The organism is Gammaproteobacteria bacterium, assembly GCA_036381015.1.
In the GTDB taxonomy this organism is placed as follows: domain Bacteria; phylum Pseudomonadota; class Gammaproteobacteria; order Steroidobacterales; family Rariloculaceae; genus ZC4RG20.
Genome location: DASVDR010000029.1, coordinates 109194 through 131408, shown reverse-complemented (window position 1 = coordinate 131408; position 22215 = coordinate 109194). Strand labels below are relative to the sequence as shown.

The window sequence follows — 22215 nt, the reverse complement described above, 5'->3', positions numbered from 1 at the left end:
GGGGGCCATGTTCATCAGCAAGAAGCGTCTCTCTCGACGAACCGTCCTGCGAGGCGCCGGCGTCGGCATCGCACTGCCCTTCCTCGAAGCCATGCTGCCCGCAATGGCGACGCGCGCCGAGGCGGCCGAGGCGTCGGCGCTCCGCATGGGCTTTTTCTACTTCCCGCATGGCGCGATCCTGCTAGAAGGCGACGACCGCTGGACGCCGAAGGGCGAAGGCAAGAGCTTCGAGCTGTCGCCGATTCTGAAGCCGCTCGAGCCGTTCAAGGACCGTCTCACGGTCGTCTCGTATCTGCGCAACAAGCCGGCCGAAAGCCCGGACCCTCACGGCATCATTCCGGGCACGTGGCTGCGCTGTGCACCGCCGGGCGCCGCGGAAGGCGGCACGACCTGCGACCAGATCGCCGCACGGCATATCGGGCAGAGCACGCCGTTCCCGTCCATCGAGATCGCGGCCGAAGGCAAGGCCGGGCCGGCCGGCGCGTCCGGGAACATGTTCGGCAACACGATCTCCTTCCGCACGCCCACGCAAGGGCTGCCGATGGAATTCAACCCGCGCAAGCTCTTCTTCAAGCTGTTCGGCGAAGGCGCGAGCCCCGAGGAGCGGGCGGCGATCATCGACGAGACGGGCTCCGTCCTCGACTTCGCGCTCGAAAGCGCCGCCGACCTCCGCGGCCGGCTCGGACGCAGCGACGTCGCGCGGCTCGACACCTACCTCGACTCGGTGCGCGAGGTCGAGCGCCGCGTGCAGAAGATCAAGGAGCAGGATCTTTCCGATCTCGAGCTGCCGCCGGTGCCGCTCGGAGTGCCGCCCGATTTCCGTGAGCAGCAGACGCTGCTGTTCGATCTGCTCGCGCTGGCATACCAGGGCGACATCACGCGCATCGGGAACTACATGATGGCGGCCGAAGCGAGCATGAAGGCTTACACGCACCTCGGCATCTCGGAAGCCTTCCACCCGCTCTCGCATCACGGCGAGGATCCCGGCAAGCTCGACAAGCTGCAGAGCATCCAGACCTACCACAGCGAGATCTTCGCGGAGTTCCTCGCGAAGCTCGACGCGATGCCGGAGGCCGAAGGCTCGGTGCTCGACAACGCCATCCTGCTCTACGGCAGCAACATGTCGAACAGCGACCTGCACAACAACGATCCGCTGCCGTCGGCGGTGCTCGGGCTCGGCGGCGGCACGATTCGCGGGGGCCAGCACCTCGTCTATCCCCGGAACACACCGCTCGCGAACCTGCTCCTGACGCTGCTGCTCCGCGCCGGCGTGCCGATCGAGTCGTTCGGGGACAGCACGGGCGAGCTCGCGGAAGTCTAGGAGACCGGGCGTGCCGCGACGGGGCGCAGCCGCCGCCGGTCTCCGCGCGACGCGAAGCGCCGCGGCATCCCAAGGGGCCGCGCGGATACGCGCCACGGCAGCGCGTGTGCGCCGCGAGATCTTCTGCGCGCTGCTCGTGCTCGCGTCACTCCCGTCGGGCGGCGCGTTCGCGGACACGCTCCCGGCCCCCGGCACCGCGCCGCCACTCGTCGAAGCCGCGCGCGAGCAACGGATCGCCGATGCGCTCGCGCTGATCGAGTCGGGCGCGGACGTGAACGCCGCCGCGGCGAACGGCACCACGGCGCTGCATTGGGCCGCACACTACGGGGAGGTGGAGCTCGCGCGCGCGCTGCTCGAAGCCGGCGCGCAGGCCGACGTCGTGAACGATTTCGGCGCCACGCCGATCGCGGAAGCGGCGCTGGTCGGCTCCGTGCCGATCCTCGAGATCCTGCTCGCGGCGGGCGTCGACGCGAACGCGGCGAACGCCGAGGGGCAAACGCCGCTGATGGTCGTCGCGCGCGCCGGGAACCTCGATGCCGCGGCGTTACTGCTCGAGCACGGCGCACGCCCGAACGCGGTGGAAAGCTGGGGCGGGCAAACCGCGCTGATGTGGGCAGCCGCGCAACGCCACCCCGAGATGGTCGCGATGCTCCTCGAGAACGGTGCCGATCCGAACATGCGCGGCAAGGAGCGCAACTGGCAGCGGCGCGTGACGGCCGAGCCGCGCAAGAAGGACATGCACGACGGCGGCTTCGCGGCGTTGCACTACGCCGCGCGCGAGGGCTGCGTCGCTTGCATCGCACCGCTGCTCGACGCGGGCGCGGACATCGACATCACGGACCCGGACCGCACCACGCCGTTGAATCTCGCAATCTACAACGGCCACTTCGACTTCGCGAAGGCGCTGATCGAGGCCGGCGCGGACGTTAACAAGTGGGACTTCGCCGGCCGCACGCCGCTCTACCACGCCGTGGATCTGCACACGCCGCCGAGCAACGCGCGCAACGCGCTGCTGCACGGCGACGAGACGGACGCAATGGACCTGATTCGTCTGTTGCTCGACCGCGGCGCGGATCCGAATATCCAGCTGAAGCACCGGCCGCAGTTTCGGGACGCGGTCTTCGAGCGCGGCACGGACGTCATGCTCTCCACGGGCGCCACGCCGCTGCTCCGCGCCGCGCGGGCGGGCGACACCGAGGTCGTGCGTCTGCTGCTCGAGCACGGCGCGATCGCCGAGCTGCCGAACCAGTACGGCGTCACGCCGTTCATGGCCGCCGCGGGCGTCGGGTTCGGCATTCGCGCCACCCGCGGCCAGGACGCGACCGAGGAGGACCGCATCGAGACGTTGAAGGTCCTGCTCGAGGCCGGCGCGGACGTGAATCGCCGCACCGTCTCGTTCGGCCGCATTCCGCCGCCCGGCAAGGACAACTTCCTGATGCACGTCCGCATCACCCACGGGAACCAGCGGTACATCTACAGTTACGTGCCGCCCGACGGCCGCGCAGCGATCCATGGCGCCGCCCGCAACGGCTGGAACAAGGTCGTGCAGTTCCTGTTCGACCACGGCGCGAAGCTCAAGGTCGCCGGCCGCGACGGTCTAACGCCGATGGATCTTGCGGCCGGGCGCTACGAGCCGGAGATCCTCGTGCCGCCGGCCGATCCGTTCCCGGAGACGATGAAGCTGCTCGAGGAGCTCTGCAGTCGCCAGGCGGAGTGCGGCACGTTCTGACGAAAGCGCAACCTCCCGTGTCCCCGGTCGGCGAGCTGCAGGACCGCTTCTTCAGGGCTTCTCTCTGCATCACAAAGTACTTGACAGTGACGCGCGGGGCCTGCAACTTACGCTGATGTACTCCGTTCGCTCGAGCGCACCCGCGCCCCGCCGCCAGGCCAAATCGCTCGCCGCGCTCGCCACGGAGAATCTCGAGTACATTCGCAGCACGATCGAGGCCGCCCGCACCTTCACTGCGGTGCCCGGCAAAGGCTGCATCGCGATGGGCGTCGTCGGCCTTGCGGCGGCCGCCCTCGAGTCGGTGCCCGCCCTTGCGTCGCATTGGCTCGCGATCTGGCTCACCGCCGCCGTCGTTGCTTGCGCGTCGGCGCTCGTCGCGATGGAAATCAAGGCGCAGGCCCAAGGCTCGAGCCTGCGCCGCGCGATCGCGCTTCGGTTCTTTCTGACGCTCGTGCCGGCTTTCACGGCCGGCGCCGTGCTGACCGCTGCGCTGCACGATACGGTCGGGCGCGGCGCCATCGCGGCGATCTGGCTGCTCCTTTACGGCGCCGGCATGGCCTCGTGCGGCGTCTTCTCGATTCCGGCGGTGCTCGCCGCAGGCTTCGCCTTCATGGCGCTCGGAAGCGTGATGTTCGCGGCCCCGCCCGCCTCCGCCGCGGCGATGCTCGCGCTCGGCTTCGGCGGGATCCACCTCGCGCTCGGCGCCTTCATCGTCAGGAATCACGGTGGCTGAGAAGGCGGTGAAACGGAAAGCGGCAGCGGCCGCCGCGCCGGACGCCCGCCGGCTGCGGGCGCTCGCCGGCTACTTCGCGACGGCGGAGAACGACCAGGCGGACCGTATCCTCCACGAGCGGGTTCGTCTCGGCATCATGAGCGCGCTCAGCGTCATGCCCAGCATGAGCTTCGCGGAGCTCAAGGAGCTCTTGAGCACGACGGACGGAAATTTGAGCGCGCATGCGCGCAAGCTCGAGGATGCGGGTTACATCGTCTGCAAGAAGCGCTTCGCCGGCCGCGTGCCGCGGACCGAGTACAGCATGACAGCCGAGGGCAAGCGCGTGTTCGCGAGGCGGCTCGAGCACATGGAAGCGCTGATCCAGGCGGCGCGGGGGGAATGAGGACACCTGCGCTTTCGCCGCCGCCTCGCGGCCGGCGCGGCTGCCGAAGAGCCCGGCGCGGTAGTGAGCGCGGGCGTATGACTCGGAATCATCCGCGCCTCTGCGCGTGCAGCTCCCGAAGCTGGTCGTTCGTCCAAATCTTGCGGATGAACCTGGGGTTCTTCGACGACATGTCGATCTGATAAAGGCTCGTGGACTCGCTGCACCGCACGCCGAGGATGCGGCAGAGCTGACGCGCCAGCCAGCCTTCGATCTTCAGCACGACCATTTTTCGGCGCAGCCGGCCCTGCTGGTCGCGATTGAGAATCGTCGGCAGCGTGTTCAGCGTCAGAATCTCGTCGATGGCCGTGCTCGCCATCTTCTGCCGCCCTTCCTCGCTCGCATAGAAGTGCGTGACGGCGAAGACCGTTCTGCCCGGCGCGACCTGGCGCAGGAACTGGCACGTCTCGACGACCGTGGAGCCGGTGCGAACCATGTCGTCGAAGAGCACGACGTCGTGACCGCGGATCTCGTCGAACGTGGACTGGCTTTCGGGATGCAGGCTGATCTGCACCTTCCGCTCGCCCGCACGTTCCTTGTCGAGCAGGATGAGCTTCGCTTTCGGCAGCGCAAGGCGCGCGTGCATCTCCTTGACGAAGCTCCGCGCGCCGCGGTCCGGCGCGCACAATACGAGGCCTTCGCCTTCCGGGCCGTACCGCACGATGTCCGAGTTCTTCAGATAGTCGACATAGATGTCGTACGGCATCAGGTTGTGGAACGCGCCCTCGAAGATCTCCGTGAACGTCCGCTGGACGGACACGGAATGGTTGTGAACCGTCAGCACGCGGTCCACGCCGGCCAGTCTCAGCATTTGCGCATACAGCTTGGCGGTGAACGGCTGCCCGTCGAACTTCTTCAGATCGGCCGCGTCCCGCTCGAACGCGGTGTCGCCGAGCTCGGGCCGCGGCCCGCGATCCTGCGCGCTGTAGAAAAGATCGGGCTCCACGAGCACGACCTCTCGCGCACCGTTCTCCTTTGCGGCGCGGGCGATCAGCATCGTGCGCATCGCGAGCGTCTGCCGGCTCGGTTGCCGGCTCGACGTGCTGACGATCACGACGATCTTGCCTTCGAGCTTCCGGCCGATGCGCGAGAAGTCGTGCTCGTCGGAAATGAACCTCGGGCAGAACTCCGAGTTCGCGAAGGTCTTCATGCTGATCAGGTCGGCGATGTCCTCCGCCTGGCCGACGGTATAAGCCACGTCGATCGCGAAGGGATCGTCGGAAGAGTTGCCCACGACGATGACGTCGGACGGGCCGAGTGGAGACGTTCTCACGTCGATCGGTTCCGGTGTCGCCGCTGCTCCATGCGCGCCGGGTTCCGTGCCCGGAGCACCTCCGACCGCCGGCGGCCGGCGGGCACGAGTGCCGAGCATACGGCAGCGGCCGATGCGGCGGAAGTGCGGCATCGGGCGCGGCGCAACGGAAGCGCGGTCCACGCGGGGAAGGGCGGCGCCGAAGTCGACGGGCGCACTCGCGGACGCCCTCCCGCCGGCATCGAAAGGTCCCGGTACGACGATTTCCAGGCTCAAAGATGCTAGATTTCTCTGAATCCTCGTCCGCCGAAACCCAGGAGGAGAGCACGATGCACCGAGAGCGCGATCGCGACCTGTCGTTTCCGCCCCTCCCCTCGGGCCGCGCTGCCTTCAGTCGCCGCTCGTTCCTCGCGGCCGGTGCCGCCACGGCGGCCGCGGCGGCGGTCTCCCCGGCTGCGCTCGCGCAATCCGTCCGCGGGCGCGACATCGGGCCGAAGTTCGAGCGCGTGCCGACGCAGTTCATCGCGGCGCTGGGCGACCGTGAAGCCACGTCCGGCAACAACGCGCAACTATGGGGGCTGTGGCGTCGCGACCCCGGTCCGCGGGGAGTGATACTCGATCACTACGAGCGGCTCAAGGTCGCGGGCGTCGCCCCGGCGGGATGGAGATTCGACGACTCCAGCTGGTGGCTCGAGGAGCACGGCTTGATCATGGAGTCGCCCGAATTCCCGCTCCCGCCGGGCCAATACATGGTCACCGGCAACCGCGAGGCGAAGAGCATCCTGACCGTGCACGCGCCGGACGCAAGCGGCGCTCAGCGCTGGGAGCTCGGCGGCGGCGCCACGCTCTACGACGTCACGCATCTGCGCTGCCGCTCGGCGCGCTACACGCCGGCGAGCGCGGCGTCGTCCTGCTCGCCGGCGCATGCAGTGAAGAGCGCGTTCCCGGTAAGCCCGGGCGCGCCGATGCCTCCTGTCGAGGGCTGCGACAAGCAGGATTACGCCGTGCTCATCGTGATCGGCGTCGCCGTCGACAATCGAGACGCTCGAACGGCTTGAGGTCTTCGGCACGTCCGTGAAGCACGCGCTGCGGCAGCTCGCCCTGCGCCCGGGGCTCTCCGCCGCCCTGATCCTCATGCTCGCGCTCGGCATCGGCGGGACGACGGCGATCTTCTCGCTGTTCCATCAGATCCTCGTGCGGCCCCTGCCCGTCCCCGAGCCCGACCGGCTCGTCAATGTCGTCGAGTCAGGGCAGGAGCCCGGAACGTTGTGGTGCGGCGAGCTCGGGTGCAACCGCGAGTACGCATTGAGCTATCCGATGTTCCGCGAGCTCGAAGCGCGGCAAGACGTGTTCACGGGCCTCGCCGCGCACCACGGGCCGTTCGAGGCGAACTTCGCCTTCGGCGACCGCGCGCGCGCTCGCGCGGCGTGCTCGCCACGGCGCAGATCGCGATCTCGATGGTGCTGCTGGCACTGGCCGGGCTCTTTGCCCAGAGCCTCGCGAACATCGCGCGTGAGGATCTCGGATTCGACGCGGATTCGTTGATCGCGTTCGGCGTCTCGCCGCCGCCGGCCCAGTACGACCCGGCGCGCGTCCTCGCGCTCGGCGATCGAATTGCGGAGGAGCTCGACGCGCAGCCGGGCGTCGCGAGCGTCGCGCTGTCGACGGCACCGCTGATGAGTGGCGAGCGCCTGGGGATGACGATCACCGTGGAGGGGTTCGAAGCTTTCCCCGGCCCGGCTCCCGGGGCCGCAACGAACGCCGTAAGCCCCGGGTTCTTCGAGACGCTGTCGATGCCGCTGCTCGCGGGCCGCGATTACACGGACGACGACGATGAAGGCGCTCCTCGCGTCGCGATCGTCAACGAGGCCTTCGTGCGCCGGTTCCGGCTCGGGAACGACGCGCTCGGCACGCGGATCGGCATCGGCACCGGAGCGGAGCCCGACATCGAGATCGTCGGCGTCGTCGCCGACGCGAAGTACGGGAACGTCAAGGAGGCGGCGCCGGCGCAGTTCTTCACGCCGCTCCGCCAGCAGCTCTCGCTCACGTCGCTTCGGTTCTACGTCCGCGCCGGGCGCGACGCCGACGGGCTGCTGCGCGCGATCCCGCGGATCGTGTCGGGCGTCGATCCGAATCTTCCCGTCGACGGCCTCGCGACGATGCGGCATCAGGTCCGGGACAACGTCTACATCGACCGCCTCGTGACGATGCTCGCCGCGGGCTTCGCTGCCCTCGCGACCTTGCTCGCGGCGATCGGAATCTACGGCGTCCTCGCCTACGGCGTCGTGCAGCGCACGCGCGAGCTCGGCTTGCGGCTCGCGCTCGGCGCCGAGCCGAGGAACCTTCGGGGGATGGTGCTGAGGCAAGTGGGAGGGATGGCGATCGTCGGCATCTCGTCGGCCTCGGCGGAGCGTTCGGCGCCGGGCGCGCCGCCGAGGCGCTGCTGTTCGGCCTCTCGGCTCGCGATCCGTTCGTCCTCGCCGGCGCGGCCGCGTTGCTCGCCGCGGTCGTGGCCACGGCGGAATATCTTCCCGCGCGACGGGCGTCGAGGATCGCGCCGATGGACGCGCTGCGCCACGAGTGAAGGCGGACCCGGCGGCCCCTTGATCCGAACGGCAACGGTTGTTTGGATTCAGCCTGCTTTTTCCTGTTGACGCAGGATCTCGATGGCGGCGCCGACGAAGCGCATGAGGTCGAGATCCAGCCCGTACCGCTCGCGCATCGATGGCTCGTTGCCGTACATCCTCGCCACCGACCTGGCCATTTCCGGATCCCCGCCGGTGAACTGACGGACCAGCGCCATCCACTCCTTGGCCAGGACCAGAACATCGGCGTCCGCGTCAGCTCGCTGAGTGCCGCCAGCTCACCGACGGTCATGGTCGTCATCAGTCACGAGCGTGCGCAGGGCGCCACGCTACGCGAGGCTCGAGACGGCGCTATCCGCCGCCGGGCCGTTCTCCGAACTGCACGGTTTCGTATCCTCGCGCTTTGCTCGACAGAGGCTTTCGCCTCTGCTTCGCCCGCTCGCCGCATGATCCATCGAGCGCGCCGCGTGCGAGTCGCTCAGCGCGCCGCGAATGGCTGGACTCATGACGGAAGCGACCGTATGTTGGGTCGACAGGGGGGGTAGTCGATAGCGGGGGAAAAAAGATGTTGCAGAGCAATAGCAATGTCGGAAAGAGCCACGGCAATCGCCGCCCAATCGCCGCCGTTGCCTTGTTGGCGTGCGGTACCGGGGCGCTCACCTGCGCGCACGCACAAGACGCAGTCGGGCAAGCGGTCGAAGAAGTGCTCGTTACGGGTTCGCGAATCCAGCGCACGGGTATGGTCACGCCGACGCCCGTGACGGCGGTCACGAGCACGGAGCTGCAAAACATGGCGCCGGGGCAAATGATCAATGCCCTGAGCCAGTTGCCGCAATTCTCCGGTAACCTGACGCCGCAGACGACAAGATGGTGGATAGAAGGGGTCGGCGGCGCGCTCAATCTCAGAGGCGCCGGTCTCAATCGTACCCTCGTGCTTCTCGACGGCCGCCGCGTGGCGCCGACGAATCGTCAGGGCGTCGCCAATACGAGCGACCTCCCGGAGCCGTTCATCCAGCGCGTGGAGACGGTGACCGGAGGTGCGTCGGCGGCGTATGGAACGGACGCCGTGGCCGGCGTGGTCAACTTCCTGCTCGACACGAATTTCGACGGGCTCGAGGCCCGCGTGAAAACGGGCCGCACGACGTTTTCGGACGGAGAGAGCCGCGGGGCGACGCTCGCGTTCGGCACCGATATCGGAGAGCGCCTGCACTTCCAGGTCGCCGGCGATTATTACCACCAAGACGGCATAGGCGGCCTGGAGGCTCTGAAGCGACGCGGCTTCTTCAAGCAATGGGCGCGCGTCACGAACCCGGACCCTAACGGACCCTCGCTGATCATCAGGCCGTTCGTGCGCCCCACGAATTTCTCCTACACGGGCATCATCAACGCTCCGGGCTCGGCGTTGAACAAGATGGAGTTCGTCAACACGGATCAAGGCGTTTCCGTCCGGCCGCTCGAGTTCAGCGGCGTCGGTGATCTCGACGGAGGCTGCAATTGTCAGGCGGAGCCGAGTCAGACCTATGGCGTCGACCAGGACGATTGGCTTCTCGACGAGAACCAACGAGAGAACCTGTTTACCTATCTCGATTACGACTTGTCCGACAAGATCAGCGTCTATTTCCAGGCGATGGCGTCGGACAGCTACACACGGGCCCCGTGGGTCGGCATCACGCTCTCCGGGCCGTGGCAGGCCACGATCTTCTCCGGCAATCCATTCTTGCCGAGCGAGGTCCAGGCCATCATGGACCAGGAAGGGCTGGAGTCCTTCGGCTTCGGGTTGTTCGGCCGGAACAACTCGAACACACCGCTCGGTACCTACACCGTGAAGACGACCCAGGCATCCCGATCGGGAACCTTCGGGTTCGATGCGGAGCTTGGAGACAACTGGGGAGCGCGGGGGTACGTCCAGTACGGGAAGAACGACGAGGAAAACATCCTCCATAACCCCACCCGCGTGGACACGCTGTTCTTGGGCTTGGACGCCGTCAGGAATCCCGCCACGGGAGCCATCGAGTGCCGCGCGGCACAGGTGAATCCCGAGACGTTCGGGGATTGCGTGCCGATCAATCTTTTCGGCGGCGTGCAAAACCTCTCGCCGGAAGCCGCCGAGTACATTCTGAATCCGAGGCCGATGTCGATCCTCAACTTCATCGATCAGACGGTTGCGGAGCTCGTTCTGGATGGGACTATCGCGCAAGGCTGGGGAGCGGGCCCGATATCGATGGCCGCCGGCGCGTCATACCGCGAAGACAGCATGAGGTCCTGGGTGCCGGACCTCAGAGACGAGTTCGTATACCTCAATGGTGAAAACACGCACTTGCGCGGCCTCGTCCCCGAAGATCAGCCCAACGGCATGCCGGGCGTGCGGCCGGGAAGCGTGCCGCCCGGGTATTTGGGCAACAACAGCCTGAGCGTGAATCTGTTTACCGCGTCGATACAAAACGAAACTGCCTCGGCGGAAGGCACCTCACACGTCTCGGAGCTGTTCAGTGAGCTCGACATTCCGCTCTTGTCGGGCCGGCCGCTGGCGCAACAGCTCGGCTTGAACGTCGCCGCGCGCTGGGCGGATTACAGTGCGAGCGGCGGTATCTGGGCCTGGAAGTATGGGCTCAACTGGCAAGTGACCGACGCGTTGCGGATTCGAGGTACGCGATCGCGCGACGTTCGGGCGCCGACTCTTCACGAGCTTTTCGAGCAAACGGGAGGGGGAGCTTCGGTGGAAGATCCCGAGCTCGGCGGCATCCGCTACTCCACGCAGGTGCGTGTCGGCGGTAATCCGAGCTTGAGACCGGAAGAGGCCGATACGTTTACGCTGGGTGCGGTGTTTCAACCGCCCTCCGTGCCGGGGCTCGGGATCTCCGTCGACTGGTACGACATCGACGTGCACGGCGCCATTGCCGAGCCGTCGGCTCAGGATCTCGTCGACTTGTGCTTCCAAGGGGCGAGGGATCTCTGCGAGCTCATCACGCGAGACCCGGACACTCAGCGCATCGTCAGCATTGCGCAGCTCTACACCAATCTGGATGACAACCGAGTCAAAGGCGTCGACGTCGAGATGACGTATCGGAGGGATGTCGATTGGTTCGGAGCGGCCGGAACCTTGTCGACACGCTTCCTGGGCAGCTGGCTCGACGAGAATTCCATCAAGAGCCCCGGCGCGCCGCGAGACGATCGAGCGGGAGAAGTCGGCGGCATGGCCTTGCCGAAAAGGAAGTTCACGGCACATCTCGGCTATGGTGTCGGCCCGGTCGACGTATTCTTGCAGGGGCGCTGGATCGATGGAGGCGTGTTGAATCGCTTCTACGTGGAAGGTGTCGACATCGACGACAACAGCGTTCCTTCCATTTTCTACACCGATCTTCATTTTTCTTATTCGGGATCCTTTGCGGGCGGCGGAAATTGGCAAGCGTTTGCGCAAATAAGCAACCTGTTCAACAGGGAGCCCGTGCCGACGCCTGGCGGCGTCGGGCGTACGGGGACGAACGAATTCAATCAAAGTCTGTACGACACGCTGGGCCGGTTCTTCGATGTCGGAGTGAACCTTTCATTTTGACTCGGAGTGGCGCGCCGCCCCGCGATCGAATACCTTTGTCTACTCCGGATTCGAGCACAAGAGCAGAGGAACACCAAGAATGAAGACTCTTTCGTGCGCGGCCTTTCTTTCGATGCTCGCCTGGTCTTCGGCGCACGCGCAGATCAATGCCGGCGAGCAGAAGCCCGAGCCGAGCCTGCCGTTTACGATGACACAGGTCGCGACGTTCAATCTGCCGTGGCGCATCGCGTTCCTGCCCGATGGACGGATGCTCGTTACCGAGAAGGTGGGCCCGCTCTGGCTCGTCACCCAGGAGGGCGAGAAGACGCCGGTGACGAACGTGCCGGCCGTCCTCTATCAGGGACAGGGCGGCATGCTCGGCGTCTTCACATCGCCGCACTATGCGACCGATCACTCCATCTACTTGACCTACGCGGAGCCCGGAGACGGCGGCTCGAGCCTCGCGCTCGCGCGCGCCCGGCTCTCGCTGACCGATGACGCCGCGAGCCTCGAAGGGTTGCAGGTGCTTTGGCGCCAAATGCCGAAAGGCAGGGGCGGTCAATTCGGCGGTCAGATCGCGTTTTCGCCCGACGGCGAAAGTCTGTTTTTGACGGTCGGCGAGCGCCAGCGCATGACGCCCGCTCAGGATCCCGATCAAGCGCTCGGCAAGATCCTGCACCTCACGCTCGACGGCAAGCCCGCGCCGGGCAATCCGGGCGAAGGCAAGACGGGCGCCGCGAGCGTCACGCTGATCGAGCCCCCGAGGGATACGGAAGCGGCAAAGACCGCCCCCGTGGTCAGCACCTACACGTTTCCGTCGCCGAACCTCGCCCCGGCGGAAATCTGGACCAGCGGGCACCGCACGCCCTACGGTCTTGCGTTCGCGCCCGACGGCCGGCTTTGGGAAGTCGAGCACGGCCCGCGCGGCGGCGACGAGCTGAACCTCATCAAGCCCGGCAAGAACTACGGCTGGCCGCTCGTCTCATACGGCCGCAACTACAACGGCGTGCCGATCCCGAGCCCGGATTCGCGGCCGGATCTTGCGAAGCCGGTCATCTATTGGGCGCCCGTCATCGCGCCGGGCAACCTCGCTTTCTACACGGGCAACTTGTTTCCCGAGTGGCGCGGCTCGGCGCTCATCGGCGGACTGGGCAGTCAAACGCTCAACCGCGTGACGTTCGACGGAAAGGGCGGCGCCGCGCCCGCGGAGCGCTGGGACGTGGGTCATCGGATTCGCGACGTCGCCGTCGCGCCGGACGGGGCGGTATGGCTGCTCGAGGACGCCAATCCGGGCGGGATGTATCGCGTTACGCCGAAGTAGCCGACATTCCGTCAAGCGCCGGCCGAGAAACGTCCCCGATCGGTGTGGGTTGGGAGAGGGGCCCTTGCGCCCGTCAGCCTTCCTCCCTAAGCAGCGCCGAGGGCTCGATCGCCGTCACACGTCGCGCCGCCAGGTAGCAGACGAGAAGCGCTACGGCAACCAGACCGATCCCGACGGCAACGAGCGTGGGCCCGTCGTACGGCGACACCTCGACGAGAATGCCCCGGATCGCCCGGCCGGACAGGTAGATTCCGGGAATGCCGATCACGAGACCGAGGACGATCAGCCGCGCACCTTCGCCCAACACGAGCCGCAAGACACGGCCGGGGGTGGCGCCGAGCGCGCATCGGACGGCGAGCTCGCCGCGGCGCCGGGTCACGGACCGCGACACCACGCCGAACAGACCCATCGCGACCAGAAGCAGGGCGCCGAGTGCAAACCCGGCGATCAAGACGGCGCTGAGGCGCTCCCGGCTGCGCGCGTCGGCGACGATCTCGTCCATCGTCCGCATCTGTGACAACGGGACTCGCGAGTCGATCCGTCCGATCGCAGCTCTCACTTCCGGGATCAGTGACTGCGGTTCTCTCTCTGTACGGACCACGACGAAATACGGTTGACCAAATGGCCCCCAGTCTTCGGACCGGATGAAGAGCTGCGGTCGGCCGTCCTGATGGATATCGTCCAGCCGGGCCTGCTCCACGACGCCGACGACCGTCAGTGATCCACCGGCTCGTCCGAACGGGATCGTCGCACCGAGCGGGCTGCCCGTCGGAAAAAACCGTTCGGCCAGACGGCGATCGATGAGTGCTTCGCGCACATCGTCTCGACGCGTCTCGCCGAACGTTCGGCCGTCCAGAAGCCGCATCCCCATGGCTTCGACGTACCCCGCGCGTATGAGTATCGTATTGACCAGCGTTGAATCCCGTTCGGCATCGCCGGTATTTCCCGGCGCGCCGGGAATCGAGATTTCGGCCAACGATGCCGAGCTTCCGAGCGGTAGCGCGGACGTAGCGCTGACGCCCGTGACGCCCGGCAGAGCACGAAGCGAGGCCTCGACCCGATCCTGGAAGGCGAACGCATCGGCAGGTTCAGTAAAGAGCCGGGGCGCCATGGTCAGGTGGAAAGTGAGGACGCCTTCGGATCGAAAGCCGGGGTCCACGGCGAGCAGCCGTTCGAAGTTGCGCACCACGAGGCCCCCGGCACTGAGCAGCACCAGAGACAATGCGACCTGCGCCACGATCAGGCCGCCGCGCAAGCGGGACGAACGGCCGCCCCCACGCACCGCGCTTCTCCCCAGCAACGACGTCAGAGACGCCCGCGATGCCCACGCCGCAGGCGCAGCGGCCGCCGAGAGGCCCAGGAGCACGCCCACGGCAACGACAACGGCGCCGGTGCCCCAGTCCAGGACGATCTCCTCGCGGCGCGGCAGGTCGAGCGGCGCCACGGCGACGATCAGGCGTGTGCCCCAGATTCCCGCCGCCGCGCCCAGCAGGCCGCCAAAGAGACCCAGCAGGCCGCCCTCGAGCACGATCGCACGCACGACGGCGAGGCCGTTCGCACCGAGCGCGCGGGACACGGCAAATTCCCGCTCGCGATCGGCCGCACGCGCCAGCAGTAGCGACGCGAGATTCACCGCCAGCACGAGCAGCAGGAACACGCCGGCGAAGCCCAAGGCGATCAGGGCTGGCCGGATGGGGGCGACCAGGTCCGCCTGGAGTCCGGTCGGATAATAGCGGCGACCGCGGCTTTGATTGTGGCGTTCGTCGAGGAGACGGCCGACGCCGTCCACGGCCGCGGCCACCGCCTCGGGCGAGCTGCCCCGGCGGGCGCGTATCAATCCAGTGAAGTCTCCGTCGCCCGGATCCTCGTCCGCGAGATCGAAGTCGAACGGAACATACAGGTCCGCTCTACGGGGCGACGCGGCCCACCACGCCTGCCCGGCCAACCGGAAGTCGGGCGGCATGACGCCGACGACGGTATAGCGCTCTTCACTCAATTCGACTTCCGCGCCGATGATCGCGGGGTCGCCGCCCAGTCGTCTCCACAGGGCATCATTCAACACGATCACCGGTGGACGGTCGGGGCCGGCTTCCTCGGGCGCAAAACCACGACCGAGAGCCGGGGCTACGCCCAGCAGGTCGAACAGGTTCGGCGAAACGAGCATCGTCGTCAGGTCGGGCGGGTTCGTCTCGCCACTGGCGGAAAGCGTTCGCAGCTCGACCCGCAGGGCGGCCGCGTCTTCAATGACGCCACCGGCCTGCTGCAGTTCGACGATGTCGGGTCCACTGAGCCCGTTCCGGTCCCCGTCGGAATACGCCGTGTCATCGCGCCAGACGAAGTACAGGTCATCCGGATTGCTGTAGGGCAAGGGCTCGATCAGAACCTTATCGACGGCGGTGTACACCACCGCGAACGCTCCCAGCCCGACCGTCAGAGTTCCCAGCGTCGCCGCGACGAAGACCGGCGAACGACGGAATCGGCGGCCCACGCGCTCCAGGTCCCGGCCCCAGTCGCCGCCGCGTCTCCAGGACACGGCCGGATGCAATCGTTCGCCCGGGCCGTTCCGCAGCGAATCCCAGAGCGCCGCGAGCCACACACCGGCCAGCCGGAGCCGACTGGCGGCAGCACTGCCGTGATCCAACGCTTCGCTTGCCCGGTCCCGGTAGGTCTCCACCAGCGCCTCACCCATCTCGTCGCGGAAGTCGGGCGGGTAGAGCCGGAGCAGCAGGCGGAACCAGGCGTCGGAGACATGCAGCAAACGATCGCGTCTCACTTCGCCACCCCCTCGAGCAGGCCGCCGAGCCGTGCCGCCCGCGTCAGGGCCTCCAGCCGCCGCGCTTCCGCTTTGGCAACTTGGAGCCCCGCCTTCGTGATGCGATAGTAGTTGCGGCGCTCCTCACCCGCGTCGGGCGCCGACCGCCGGCCCGCCGCTTCGATCCATCCCAGTTCGACCATCCGCGCCAGCGCGCGATAGAGGGTTCCCACATCGGGCATCGCCGCCTCCTCGCCACGTTCCCGCGCGTCCTGCAGGATGCCGTAGCCGTGGCGCTCTCCGCCGGCCAGGCTCAGGAGGATGTGAAACTCCACGGGGCGTAGCGACGTCCGGCTGTCCCTTCTGCGGTCACGGTCCATGCAAATCCGGCCGATACTATATGCCTAGCGCATATATATGCATAGCGCAGTGTCGAGTCAAGCTTCTTGGACCGGCGGTCGAGATAGGGCCGGCGAAAAACGTCGTAGACGCGGTTGGAAGCGTTTGAGAGCTCGGCATCGTGGGCCGAGCTTGGTTTCGAAGTCCGAGATCGTTTGGGAGAAGAACGGGACAGGGAAGCCGGCCCAACACCGAAGCTACGGCGTCCTGTCCGCTACGACGATCACGCTGCACGGCGCCGAGTGCAGCACGCGATGGGACACGCTGCCCATGATCAGACTGCCGATGTCGCTCGTGCCACGGCTGCCGATGACGATCGCGTCGACGCCCAAACGCTCTGCTTCCGAGACGATGACCGAGGCGGGCCGCCCCGCGCGCACGAGCGTTTGCACGCGTTCAGCGTCGAGCCCTGCCTCGGCGCGGACGGAATCGAGCACCACCTGCCCCGACGATTGCACGACTCGATCGGCATTGCGGGCCGGCGCCCCGGTCGCCCGTCCGAGGGTGTCTTCGGCGAGCGGCGGCTCCTGGACGTTGAGCGCATAAAGCAAGCCGCGATCGGAGTCGATCAGATCGACGGCCACCTCGAGCGCTTTGCGGGACTGTGCGGAGCCGTCGATCGGCACGAGTATCGAGTGGTACATATTCCGACCTCCTTTTCGGCGGGGTGCGCGGCGCCGACGCGCTCACACGCTCCATGCTAACAGGCGCCTTCCGCCGCTGGGGCAGCCCATCCGTCGGTCCGGCACGACGACGAGCTCCGCCCAGAGGACGCGCCGGTGATCTCGATCGTGCGGGACGAGTCGAACAAGCTGACCTGGCTGTGATGCGCGCGGGCGGCGCCGGTGAGGATGACCGGCACGAGGGCGAGGAGCGATGCCGTACGGAACATGGCGGCTCTCCCCGGACGGACAGTCCGTAAGCCTATTGTGGCGTTTACAAATCGTACCGGAACCCGATCGTGTACCGCCTGCCGAGGATGTCGTGGATGCTCGGGTTCACCTGGCTCGCTTGGCCCGTGAAGCTGCTGAAATTGGGCACGATCGGCGGATCCTCGTCGAACAGGTTCGTGACGCTGCCGAAGATCTCCCAGCGGCTGCCGTTGGGCCGCTCCCTGCCGAACGACACGCGGGCGTCCGTGTAAAGGACGGACTCTACGCTGTTGTCGCTGATGGTCACGCCCTCGATGTCGCGCGCATCGAAGACGCCGGAGCCGATGTAGCGCGCCTGTATGAAGGCCGAGAACGGCCCCTGGTTCCACGTGAAGTTCGTCGTGTACTTGAGCTCCGGGAACTCCTGCGTGCCGACGTCCCCCGCGAAGTCGACCTTTGCCGCGCCGAAGTTGGTGATCGAGTTCTCGTTGAGCCGCGAGCCGAGGAAACGCCATCCCAGCGTCCCCGGACCGATGTTGGCTCGATAGGCGAGCTCGAGATCGATGCCGCTCGCCCGGGCCGCGTTGATGTTCACGAACACGTTCTCGACGAGGACGATCACGTTCGTGTTCGGGTCGCGATGCACCAAATTGCACGTGTCGCTGCCCGGAAAATCGAAGCACTCGTCCACGAGCGCCTGAATGCCGAGCTGACCGACCGCGCCGCTGATGTCGATCTCGTACCAGTCGACGGACGCCTGAAATCCGGGCAAGGCGGTCGGCTCGATCACGAGCCCCACGGTGCGCGTGTCCGCCTCCTCGGGCTTCAAGTTCGGATTGCCGCCCGAGGCGAGGCTCGTGTCGAAGCGTGCGCCGGGGCCGAAGGCCCTGTCCTCGATGTTGGCGATGCCGCCCGTGCGGTCCAACCGCTCCGCGAGCGTCGCCGCCCGCACGTCGCGCGAGACGGTCGTGCGCACGCGCAAGACGTCGTTGACTTGCCAATCGAGGCCGCCCTTCCAAGCGACGATCGAGCCGCTGCCCTTGTAGTCGGCCCAGCGCCAGGCGAGCGATGCAGCGAGGCTCTCGAAGGCCGTGCGCTCGGCGACGAGCGGGATCAGGAACTCGGCAAACGCCTCTCGCACGTCGTAGCCGCCGTCGAGATTCGGCACGGACGCGAACTGGATGGCCGTCGTGCGCTCGCTCATGCCCGTACCCACGCCGCGCACGATGGCCGGGTCGAACTTCGCCGGCCGCGATGCGAAATCGCCGCTCGGATTCGTGTGATCTATCGCCAGCTGCAAAATGCTCTCTTCACGGTAATGCACGCCGAAGCCGGCCGAGATCGGCCCGGCCCACCCTTCGGCGAGCTGACCGTCGAGCGAGAATTCGATGATGTCCTGGTCGTAATCGGTCTGCGTGATCTTGTCCTCGCCCGAGACGTAGCTGATCGTTCTGCCCTTCGCATAGCCGGAGTCCGAGAAATACACCGGCGCGTTCGTGACCACCGTTCCCGCGTCCAAGCCGGTCACGTAGTCGATGGCTTCCTGCGACGCGTTGCCGGCGCCGAACAGATTCAGGGGCACGCAGTCGCTCCAGTTCTCCGGGTCCTGCAGGGCCGCGTAGCAGACGATCTCGCCCGTGTCCGGATCCACGACCGCGTCGATCGCCGCCGGGAGGCGGTCGATCCGGATGCCGTGCTTGTGAAAGCCGCGGTGCTCGGCTCTGCCGACCTGCACGTAGCCGCGCAGTTGCCAGCCGTCCAGCATGCCGTCGGCCGTGAGGTCCTTCGAGAAGCCCAGCGTGAGCGCATTGTTCGTGTTTCGGGTTTCTTGCGCCGCGCCTGCCGCGACATCTTCCAGGCTTCCGAATCGCTGAAAGGAAAACGACTCGAGGTCCTCGGCATCCATGATCGCCTGCACGTTCTCGGGCAGGAACGCGTTGCCGCTGTAGATCGTCAAGCCGTTCGAGGCGCCGGTGAATACGCCGCCGAGGTTGTGGCTCTCGCTCGTGTTCTGGCCGTGGGTCAGCTGCACGTAGACGTTCGTGCGCTCGCCGATGTCGTGGTCGTAGTAGAGGAAAAGGTTGTTTCGATCGGCTTTCGGGGAAAGCGTCGCGTATTCGGTGCCGTTCGGCGTTCCGCTGCCGCCGTTCGTGATCGAATGTGCGCCCCCGCCGGCCGGGCTGCCGAAGACGAACGGCCCGGCCGTCCCGTCCGGGCGAAACTCCCAGTTGTCGAGCGCCGATCCCGGCGCGCTGATGATGCCGTTCTGCGAGCCTTGCGTCGAGACGACGTTCGGGACGACGAGATCCAACCGCGAGTCGGGCGTCGACGTGTCGCGCACCTGGCCCCAAGCTTCGTACCAGCTCTGGCGGTCGTAGCCGTGTACGCCGTCCTGCGCATACGCCTCGGCTGACGCGATGATGTGGCCGTGCTCGCCGATCGGCGTGCCGACGGCGACGCCCACTTCCCACGTGCCGCGGCTGTTCGCGGAGCTGTTGCCCGCCTGTGCGTGCGTCGTCACGCCGTCGAAATCCGTGTCGAGAATGAAGTTCGCGACGCCGGCGACCGCGTCGGTGCCGTAAGCGGCGGACGCGCCGCCCGTGATGACCTCGACGCGCTCGACCAGCACTTCCGGGAACGAATTGATGTCGACGGCGCCGATGCGATTCGACGGCGTCATGCGCCGGCCGTTCAGCAGAGTCAACGTGCGGTTGGTATTGAGCCCGCGGATGTTGAGGCTGCCGGAGCCCGGGCTGCTGAAAAAGTTGCCCGGATTGTCCTGAGTCGTGTTGTTGAAGAAGATCGGCAACTGCGTGACCGACTCGATGAGGTTTCCCGGGGCCATGAAGTCGAGCTCGGCCGAGGTCACTGCCGTGACCGGTGTCGGCGTGGAGAAGCCGGTGGCACGGATACGCGAGCCCGTGACGGTCACCTCGTCGACAGTGGGCTCTTGCGCGCTGACGATACCGGTGAGTGCCAGCGAAACAGCGGCGGCACAAGCGCGTCGATCGAAGACTTTCATGGTTCCCCCTCCGTACCCTACGGTACCGGCGATCGTCTCATTGTTAGAGAAGTTAGAGCCTATAGCGGCGGCATGCCGCTAGCAACTCGCTCGGGCTGCTCGCCGCCCTACCCTCGGCGGCAACCGTGAAGAGCGCCGGAAACGGCCGGGATCGGTCCGAGCGGCTCGCGTTTCGGCTCGCGCTCGGACATCGCGGCGCCGATCGCCCTGCGTCAACCTATCGCCCCGTCGCGCGTTCTGATTCCCCAGTCACCATTTGCGAGGGAAACCATGCAGTCGTCGACGTTCACGCGCGTCTTACGCGCCGCCGCGAAAATCGGCACGATATCTTTGGCGCTCGCGCTCGGCGGGTGCAGCGGCTCGGGAGGCTCGTCCGCGACCGCCGACCCGCCGGCACCGTGCGATCCGGCCGACGCGGCGACGGCCGCGGAATGCGGCACGCTGCTCGTCGCCTTGACCGATGCGGACGGCGACTTCGCGAGCTACTCGGTCGACGTGCTCTCGATCACGCTGCATCGCAGCGACGGCGCAACGGTCGAGGTGCTCCCGAGCACGACGAGAATCGATTTCGCGCAGCTGGTCGACCTGTCCGACCTGCTGTCCGCCGTCACGCTGGCGCCGGGGGAGCTCGTCGGCGGCACGATTCGCCTCGACTATGCGAACGCCGAAGTCTTCGTCGAGGCCGGAGGCGAGACCGTGCAGGCGACGGTGGTCGATACGAACGGCGAACCGCTCGGCGTGACGGAGCTCGAGATCCGCCTCCCCGATCGAGACCGGCTCGTCGTCACCCGCGGTCGCGCCGCGTTCCTCACGCTCGATTTCGATCTCGCGGCCTCCCACGAGGTCGACACGATGCAGAGCCCGCCGGTCGTGACCGCGGAGCCCTACATCGTCGCGGAGGTCTCACCGGTCGTCGAGAAGGAGCTGCGCGTTCGCGGCGCGCTCGTCGACGTCGACGAGGATGCCGGCGAGTACACCATTGCGATCCGTCCGTGGCACCGGCGCGACGGCGACCAAGGCCGAGTGACCGTGCACACCACCGCGGCGACGACGTTCGAGATCGGCGACGCCGCGTACGTCGGCGAGGAAGGCTTGGAAGCGCTCGCGGAGCTCGATCCGGGCACGCTCACGGTCGCGTTCGGCACGCTGGACGTGCAGGATCGCGAATTCACGGCCGAGATCGTTCATGCACGAGAGAGCGTGGGAGGAGCCGGCGTCGATGCCGTCTACGGCCATGTGGCCGCGCGCCGCGGCGATCTGCTCACGGTCAAGGGCGCGTTCGTCGTCGATCGCGACGGCGGCGCACGCTTCCGCCGCACCGTGCTGGTCGACGTCGGGCCGGACACGCGCGTGTTCAAGATCGGCGATCCGGCACAGGCTCTCGGCGACGATGCCCTTTCGGTCGGACAGCGGATCGTCGCCTTCGGCGAGCTCGCGCCGCCTGCTGATCCCGAAGCGCCCGATGCCGCGCCGGCGCTCGACGCGACGCAAGGCCGGATCCGCATGCTCGTCACGCGGCTTCACGGCACCGTCGCCGCGGTGACGAACGGCCAGCTCGATCTCGAGCTTCGGGCGATCGACCGGCTGCCGGCCGAGCTCTTCGATTTCACCGGCACGGGCGCGGCGCCGGCCGTGGATGCGGATCCGAGCGACTACGAGGTGGCGACCGGCGCGCTCTCGCTCGGCGCGCTCGCGCCGGGCGAAGCGGCGAGCGTGCTCGGCTTCGTCACGCCGTTCGGCGCGGCGCCGCCCGACTTCGAAGGGCGCACGGTCGTCGATCATCGCAACCTGCCGGCGTCGCTCGGCATCGGTTGGGGCGACGCCGGCACCGTGGCGCCGTTCCTCGCGCTCGAGCCGACCGGGCTGGTGCTCGACCTCGCGAACCCGAGCATCGGTGCGCGGCATCACCTGCGCGTCGGCCGCCGCGTGGTCGACCTGCTCGACTTGCCCGCTCCGCCGACGGTCGCTCCGCACGGCGGCCGCGCGCTCTTCGGTCTCGCGGAGCCCGGTCGTGTCGAGCTCTTCAGCGATTTCGGCACCTTCATCGATGAGCTTGCGCGGCGGCTCGCCGCGGGCGACGCGGCTCGGGCGCTCACGGCCCATGGAACCTACGACGAAGCGGCGAACACCGTGGACGCGCGCTACGTCGCCGTTCACCTGTTGCTGGCCGAGTAGGCGGGCGGGCGCCCCGGCGGCCTCGGTGCTGAGCGCGGACCTCGGTGCTCGGCGCGGGCCGCGTGCTCGGCGCGGGCCGCTGTGCTCGGCGCGAGCGTCGC

16 protein-coding genes and 1 pseudogene are annotated in these 22215 nt (G+C 67.4%); 10 read left to right on the top strand and 7 right to left on the bottom strand.

The window, feature by feature from the left end:
- Positions 1–7 precede the first annotated feature (7 nt).
- The 4 genes from VF329_11170 (at position 8) to VF329_11155 (ending at position 4165) form a co-directional block, all read left to right on the top strand.
- Positions 8–1321, top strand: coding sequence for a DUF1552 domain-containing protein (locus VF329_11170; protein ID HEX7081564.1), 1314 nt, complete (start codon positions 8–10; stop codon positions 1319–1321).
- Positions 1322–1331: 10 nt separating this feature from the next.
- A complete protein-coding gene (locus VF329_11165; GenBank protein HEX7081563.1) occupies positions 1332–3050 on the top strand; it encodes an ankyrin repeat domain-containing protein in 1719 nt (572 codons plus the stop codon).
- Positions 3051–3165: 115 nt separating this feature from the next.
- Positions 3166–3783, top strand: coding sequence for a hypothetical protein (locus tag VF329_11160; protein ID HEX7081562.1), 618 nt, complete (start codon positions 3166–3168; stop codon positions 3781–3783).
- Positions 3784–3790: 7 nt separating this feature from the next.
- Positions 3791–4165 (top strand): transcriptional regulator, encoded by a 375-nt coding sequence (locus VF329_11155; GenBank protein ID HEX7081561.1) that lies wholly within the window; start codon positions 3791–3793, stop codon positions 4163–4165.
- Between the two features lie 88 nt (positions 4166–4253).
- Here VF329_11155 and VF329_11150 read toward each other — a convergent pair whose 3' ends face one another.
- Positions 4254–5477, bottom strand: a complete 1224-nt coding sequence (locus tag VF329_11150; GenBank protein ID HEX7081560.1) for a phosphoribosyltransferase family protein — start codon at positions 5475–5477, stop codon at positions 4254–4256.
- A 308-nt stretch (positions 5478–5785) separates the two neighbouring features.
- On the opposite strand from VF329_11150, the gene VF329_11145 reads away from it, so the two are divergent.
- From VF329_11145 to VF329_11135, 3 genes are read left to right on the top strand one after another with little or no spacing between them, the layout of a single operon-like run.
- Entirely contained in the window at positions 5786–6514 is a 729-nt protein-coding gene (locus tag VF329_11145; protein HEX7081559.1) for a hypothetical protein, read from the top strand.
- A 16-nt stretch (positions 6515–6530) separates the two neighbouring features.
- A complete protein-coding gene (locus tag VF329_11140) occupies positions 6531–7001 on the top strand; it encodes a hypothetical protein (GenBank protein ID HEX7081558.1) in 471 nt (156 codons plus the stop codon).
- Positions 6914–8110, top strand: a complete 1197-nt coding sequence (locus tag VF329_11135) for an ABC transporter permease (protein ID HEX7081557.1) — start codon at positions 6914–6916, stop codon at positions 8108–8110. Before VF329_11140 ends, VF329_11135 begins: the two co-directional genes overlap by 88 nt.
- On the opposite strand, the pseudogene VF329_11130 reads toward VF329_11135, so the two are convergent.
- Positions 8089–8283, bottom strand: a pseudogene (locus VF329_11130) (TipAS antibiotic-recognition domain-containing protein). The gene VF329_11135 and the pseudogene VF329_11130 overlap by 22 nt on opposite strands.
- A gap of 461 nt (positions 8284–8744) precedes the next feature.
- Here VF329_11130 and VF329_11125 point away from each other — a divergent pair.
- Together VF329_11125 and VF329_11120 are read left to right on the top strand one after the other, a co-directional pair.
- On the top strand, positions 8745–11594 hold the full coding sequence (locus VF329_11125) for a TonB-dependent receptor (GenBank protein ID HEX7081556.1): 2850 nt from the start codon (positions 8745–8747) through the stop codon (positions 11592–11594).
- A gap of 79 nt (positions 11595–11673) precedes the next feature.
- Positions 11674–12894 (top strand): PQQ-dependent sugar dehydrogenase, encoded by a 1221-nt coding sequence (locus VF329_11120; GenBank protein ID HEX7081555.1) that lies wholly within the window; start codon positions 11674–11676, stop codon positions 12892–12894.
- A 73-nt stretch (positions 12895–12967) separates the two neighbouring features.
- Here the strand turns inward: VF329_11120 and VF329_11115 are convergent, their stop codons facing one another.
- The 5 genes from VF329_11115 to VF329_11095 all read right to left on the bottom strand — a co-directional run bounded on the left by VF329_11115 (position 12968) and on the right by VF329_11095 (position 19939).
- A complete protein-coding gene (locus tag VF329_11115) occupies positions 12968–15667 on the bottom strand; it encodes an ADOP family duplicated permease (protein HEX7081554.1) in 2700 nt (899 codons plus the stop codon).
- Entirely contained in the window at positions 15664–15981 is a 318-nt protein-coding gene (locus VF329_11110; protein HEX7081553.1) for a helix-turn-helix transcriptional regulator, read from the bottom strand. The genes VF329_11115 and VF329_11110 overlap by 4 nt, the downstream gene beginning before the upstream one ends.
- Positions 15982–16242: 261 nt before the next feature.
- Positions 16243–16689, bottom strand: coding sequence for a universal stress protein (locus tag VF329_11105; GenBank protein ID HEX7081552.1), 447 nt, complete (start codon positions 16687–16689; stop codon positions 16243–16245).
- Between the two features lie 56 nt (positions 16690–16745).
- The gene (locus tag VF329_11100; GenBank protein ID HEX7081551.1) at positions 16746–16937 is read right to left on the bottom strand and encodes a hypothetical protein; all 192 of its coding nucleotides are present in this window, start codon (positions 16935–16937) and stop codon (positions 16746–16748) included.
- 44 nt (positions 16938–16981) lie between these two features.
- On the bottom strand, positions 16982–19939 hold the full coding sequence (locus tag VF329_11095) for a TonB-dependent receptor (protein ID HEX7081550.1): 2958 nt from the start codon (positions 19937–19939) through the stop codon (positions 16982–16984).
- Positions 19940–20209: 270 nt separating this feature from the next.
- On the opposite strand from VF329_11095, the gene VF329_11090 reads away from it, so the two are divergent.
- Positions 20210–22114 carry a hypothetical protein gene (locus VF329_11090; protein HEX7081549.1) on the top strand — a complete coding sequence of 635 codons (1905 nt, stop codon included), beginning with the start codon at positions 20210–20212 and terminating at the stop codon, positions 22112–22114.
- Positions 22115–22215: the final 101 nt, after the last annotated feature.

Excerpts from the sequence above, each read along its gene's own strand:
- VF329_11170 (HEX7081564.1), top strand. The coding sequence starts at position 8 with ATGTTCATCAGCAAGAAGCGTCTCTCTCGACGAACCGTCCTGCGAGGC.
- VF329_11160 (HEX7081562.1), top strand. The coding sequence starts at position 3,166 with ATGTACTCCGTTCGCTCGAGCGCACCCGCGCCCCGCCGCCAGGCCAAA.
- VF329_11145 (HEX7081559.1), top strand. The coding sequence starts at position 5,786 with ATGCACCGAGAGCGCGATCGCGACCTGTCGTTTCCGCCCCTCCCCTCG.
- VF329_11135 (HEX7081557.1), top strand. The coding sequence starts at position 6,914 with ATGGTGCTGCTGGCACTGGCCGGGCTCTTTGCCCAGAGCCTCGCGAAC.
- VF329_11120 (HEX7081555.1), top strand. The coding sequence starts at position 11,674 with ATGAAGACTCTTTCGTGCGCGGCCTTTCTTTCGATGCTCGCCTGGTCT.
- VF329_11105 (HEX7081552.1), bottom strand. The coding sequence starts at position 16,689 with ATGTACCACTCGATACTCGTGCCGATCGACGGCTCCGCACAGTCCCGC.
- VF329_11100 (HEX7081551.1), bottom strand. The coding sequence starts at position 16,937 with ATGTTCCGTACGGCATCGCTCCTCGCCCTCGTGCCGGTCATCCTCACC.
- VF329_11095 (HEX7081550.1), bottom strand. The coding sequence starts at position 19,939 with ATGAAAGTCTTCGATCGACGCGCTTGTGCCGCCGCTGTTTCGCTGGCA.
- VF329_11090 (HEX7081549.1), top strand. The coding sequence starts at position 20,210 with ATGCAGTCGTCGACGTTCACGCGCGTCTTACGCGCCGCCGCGAAAATC.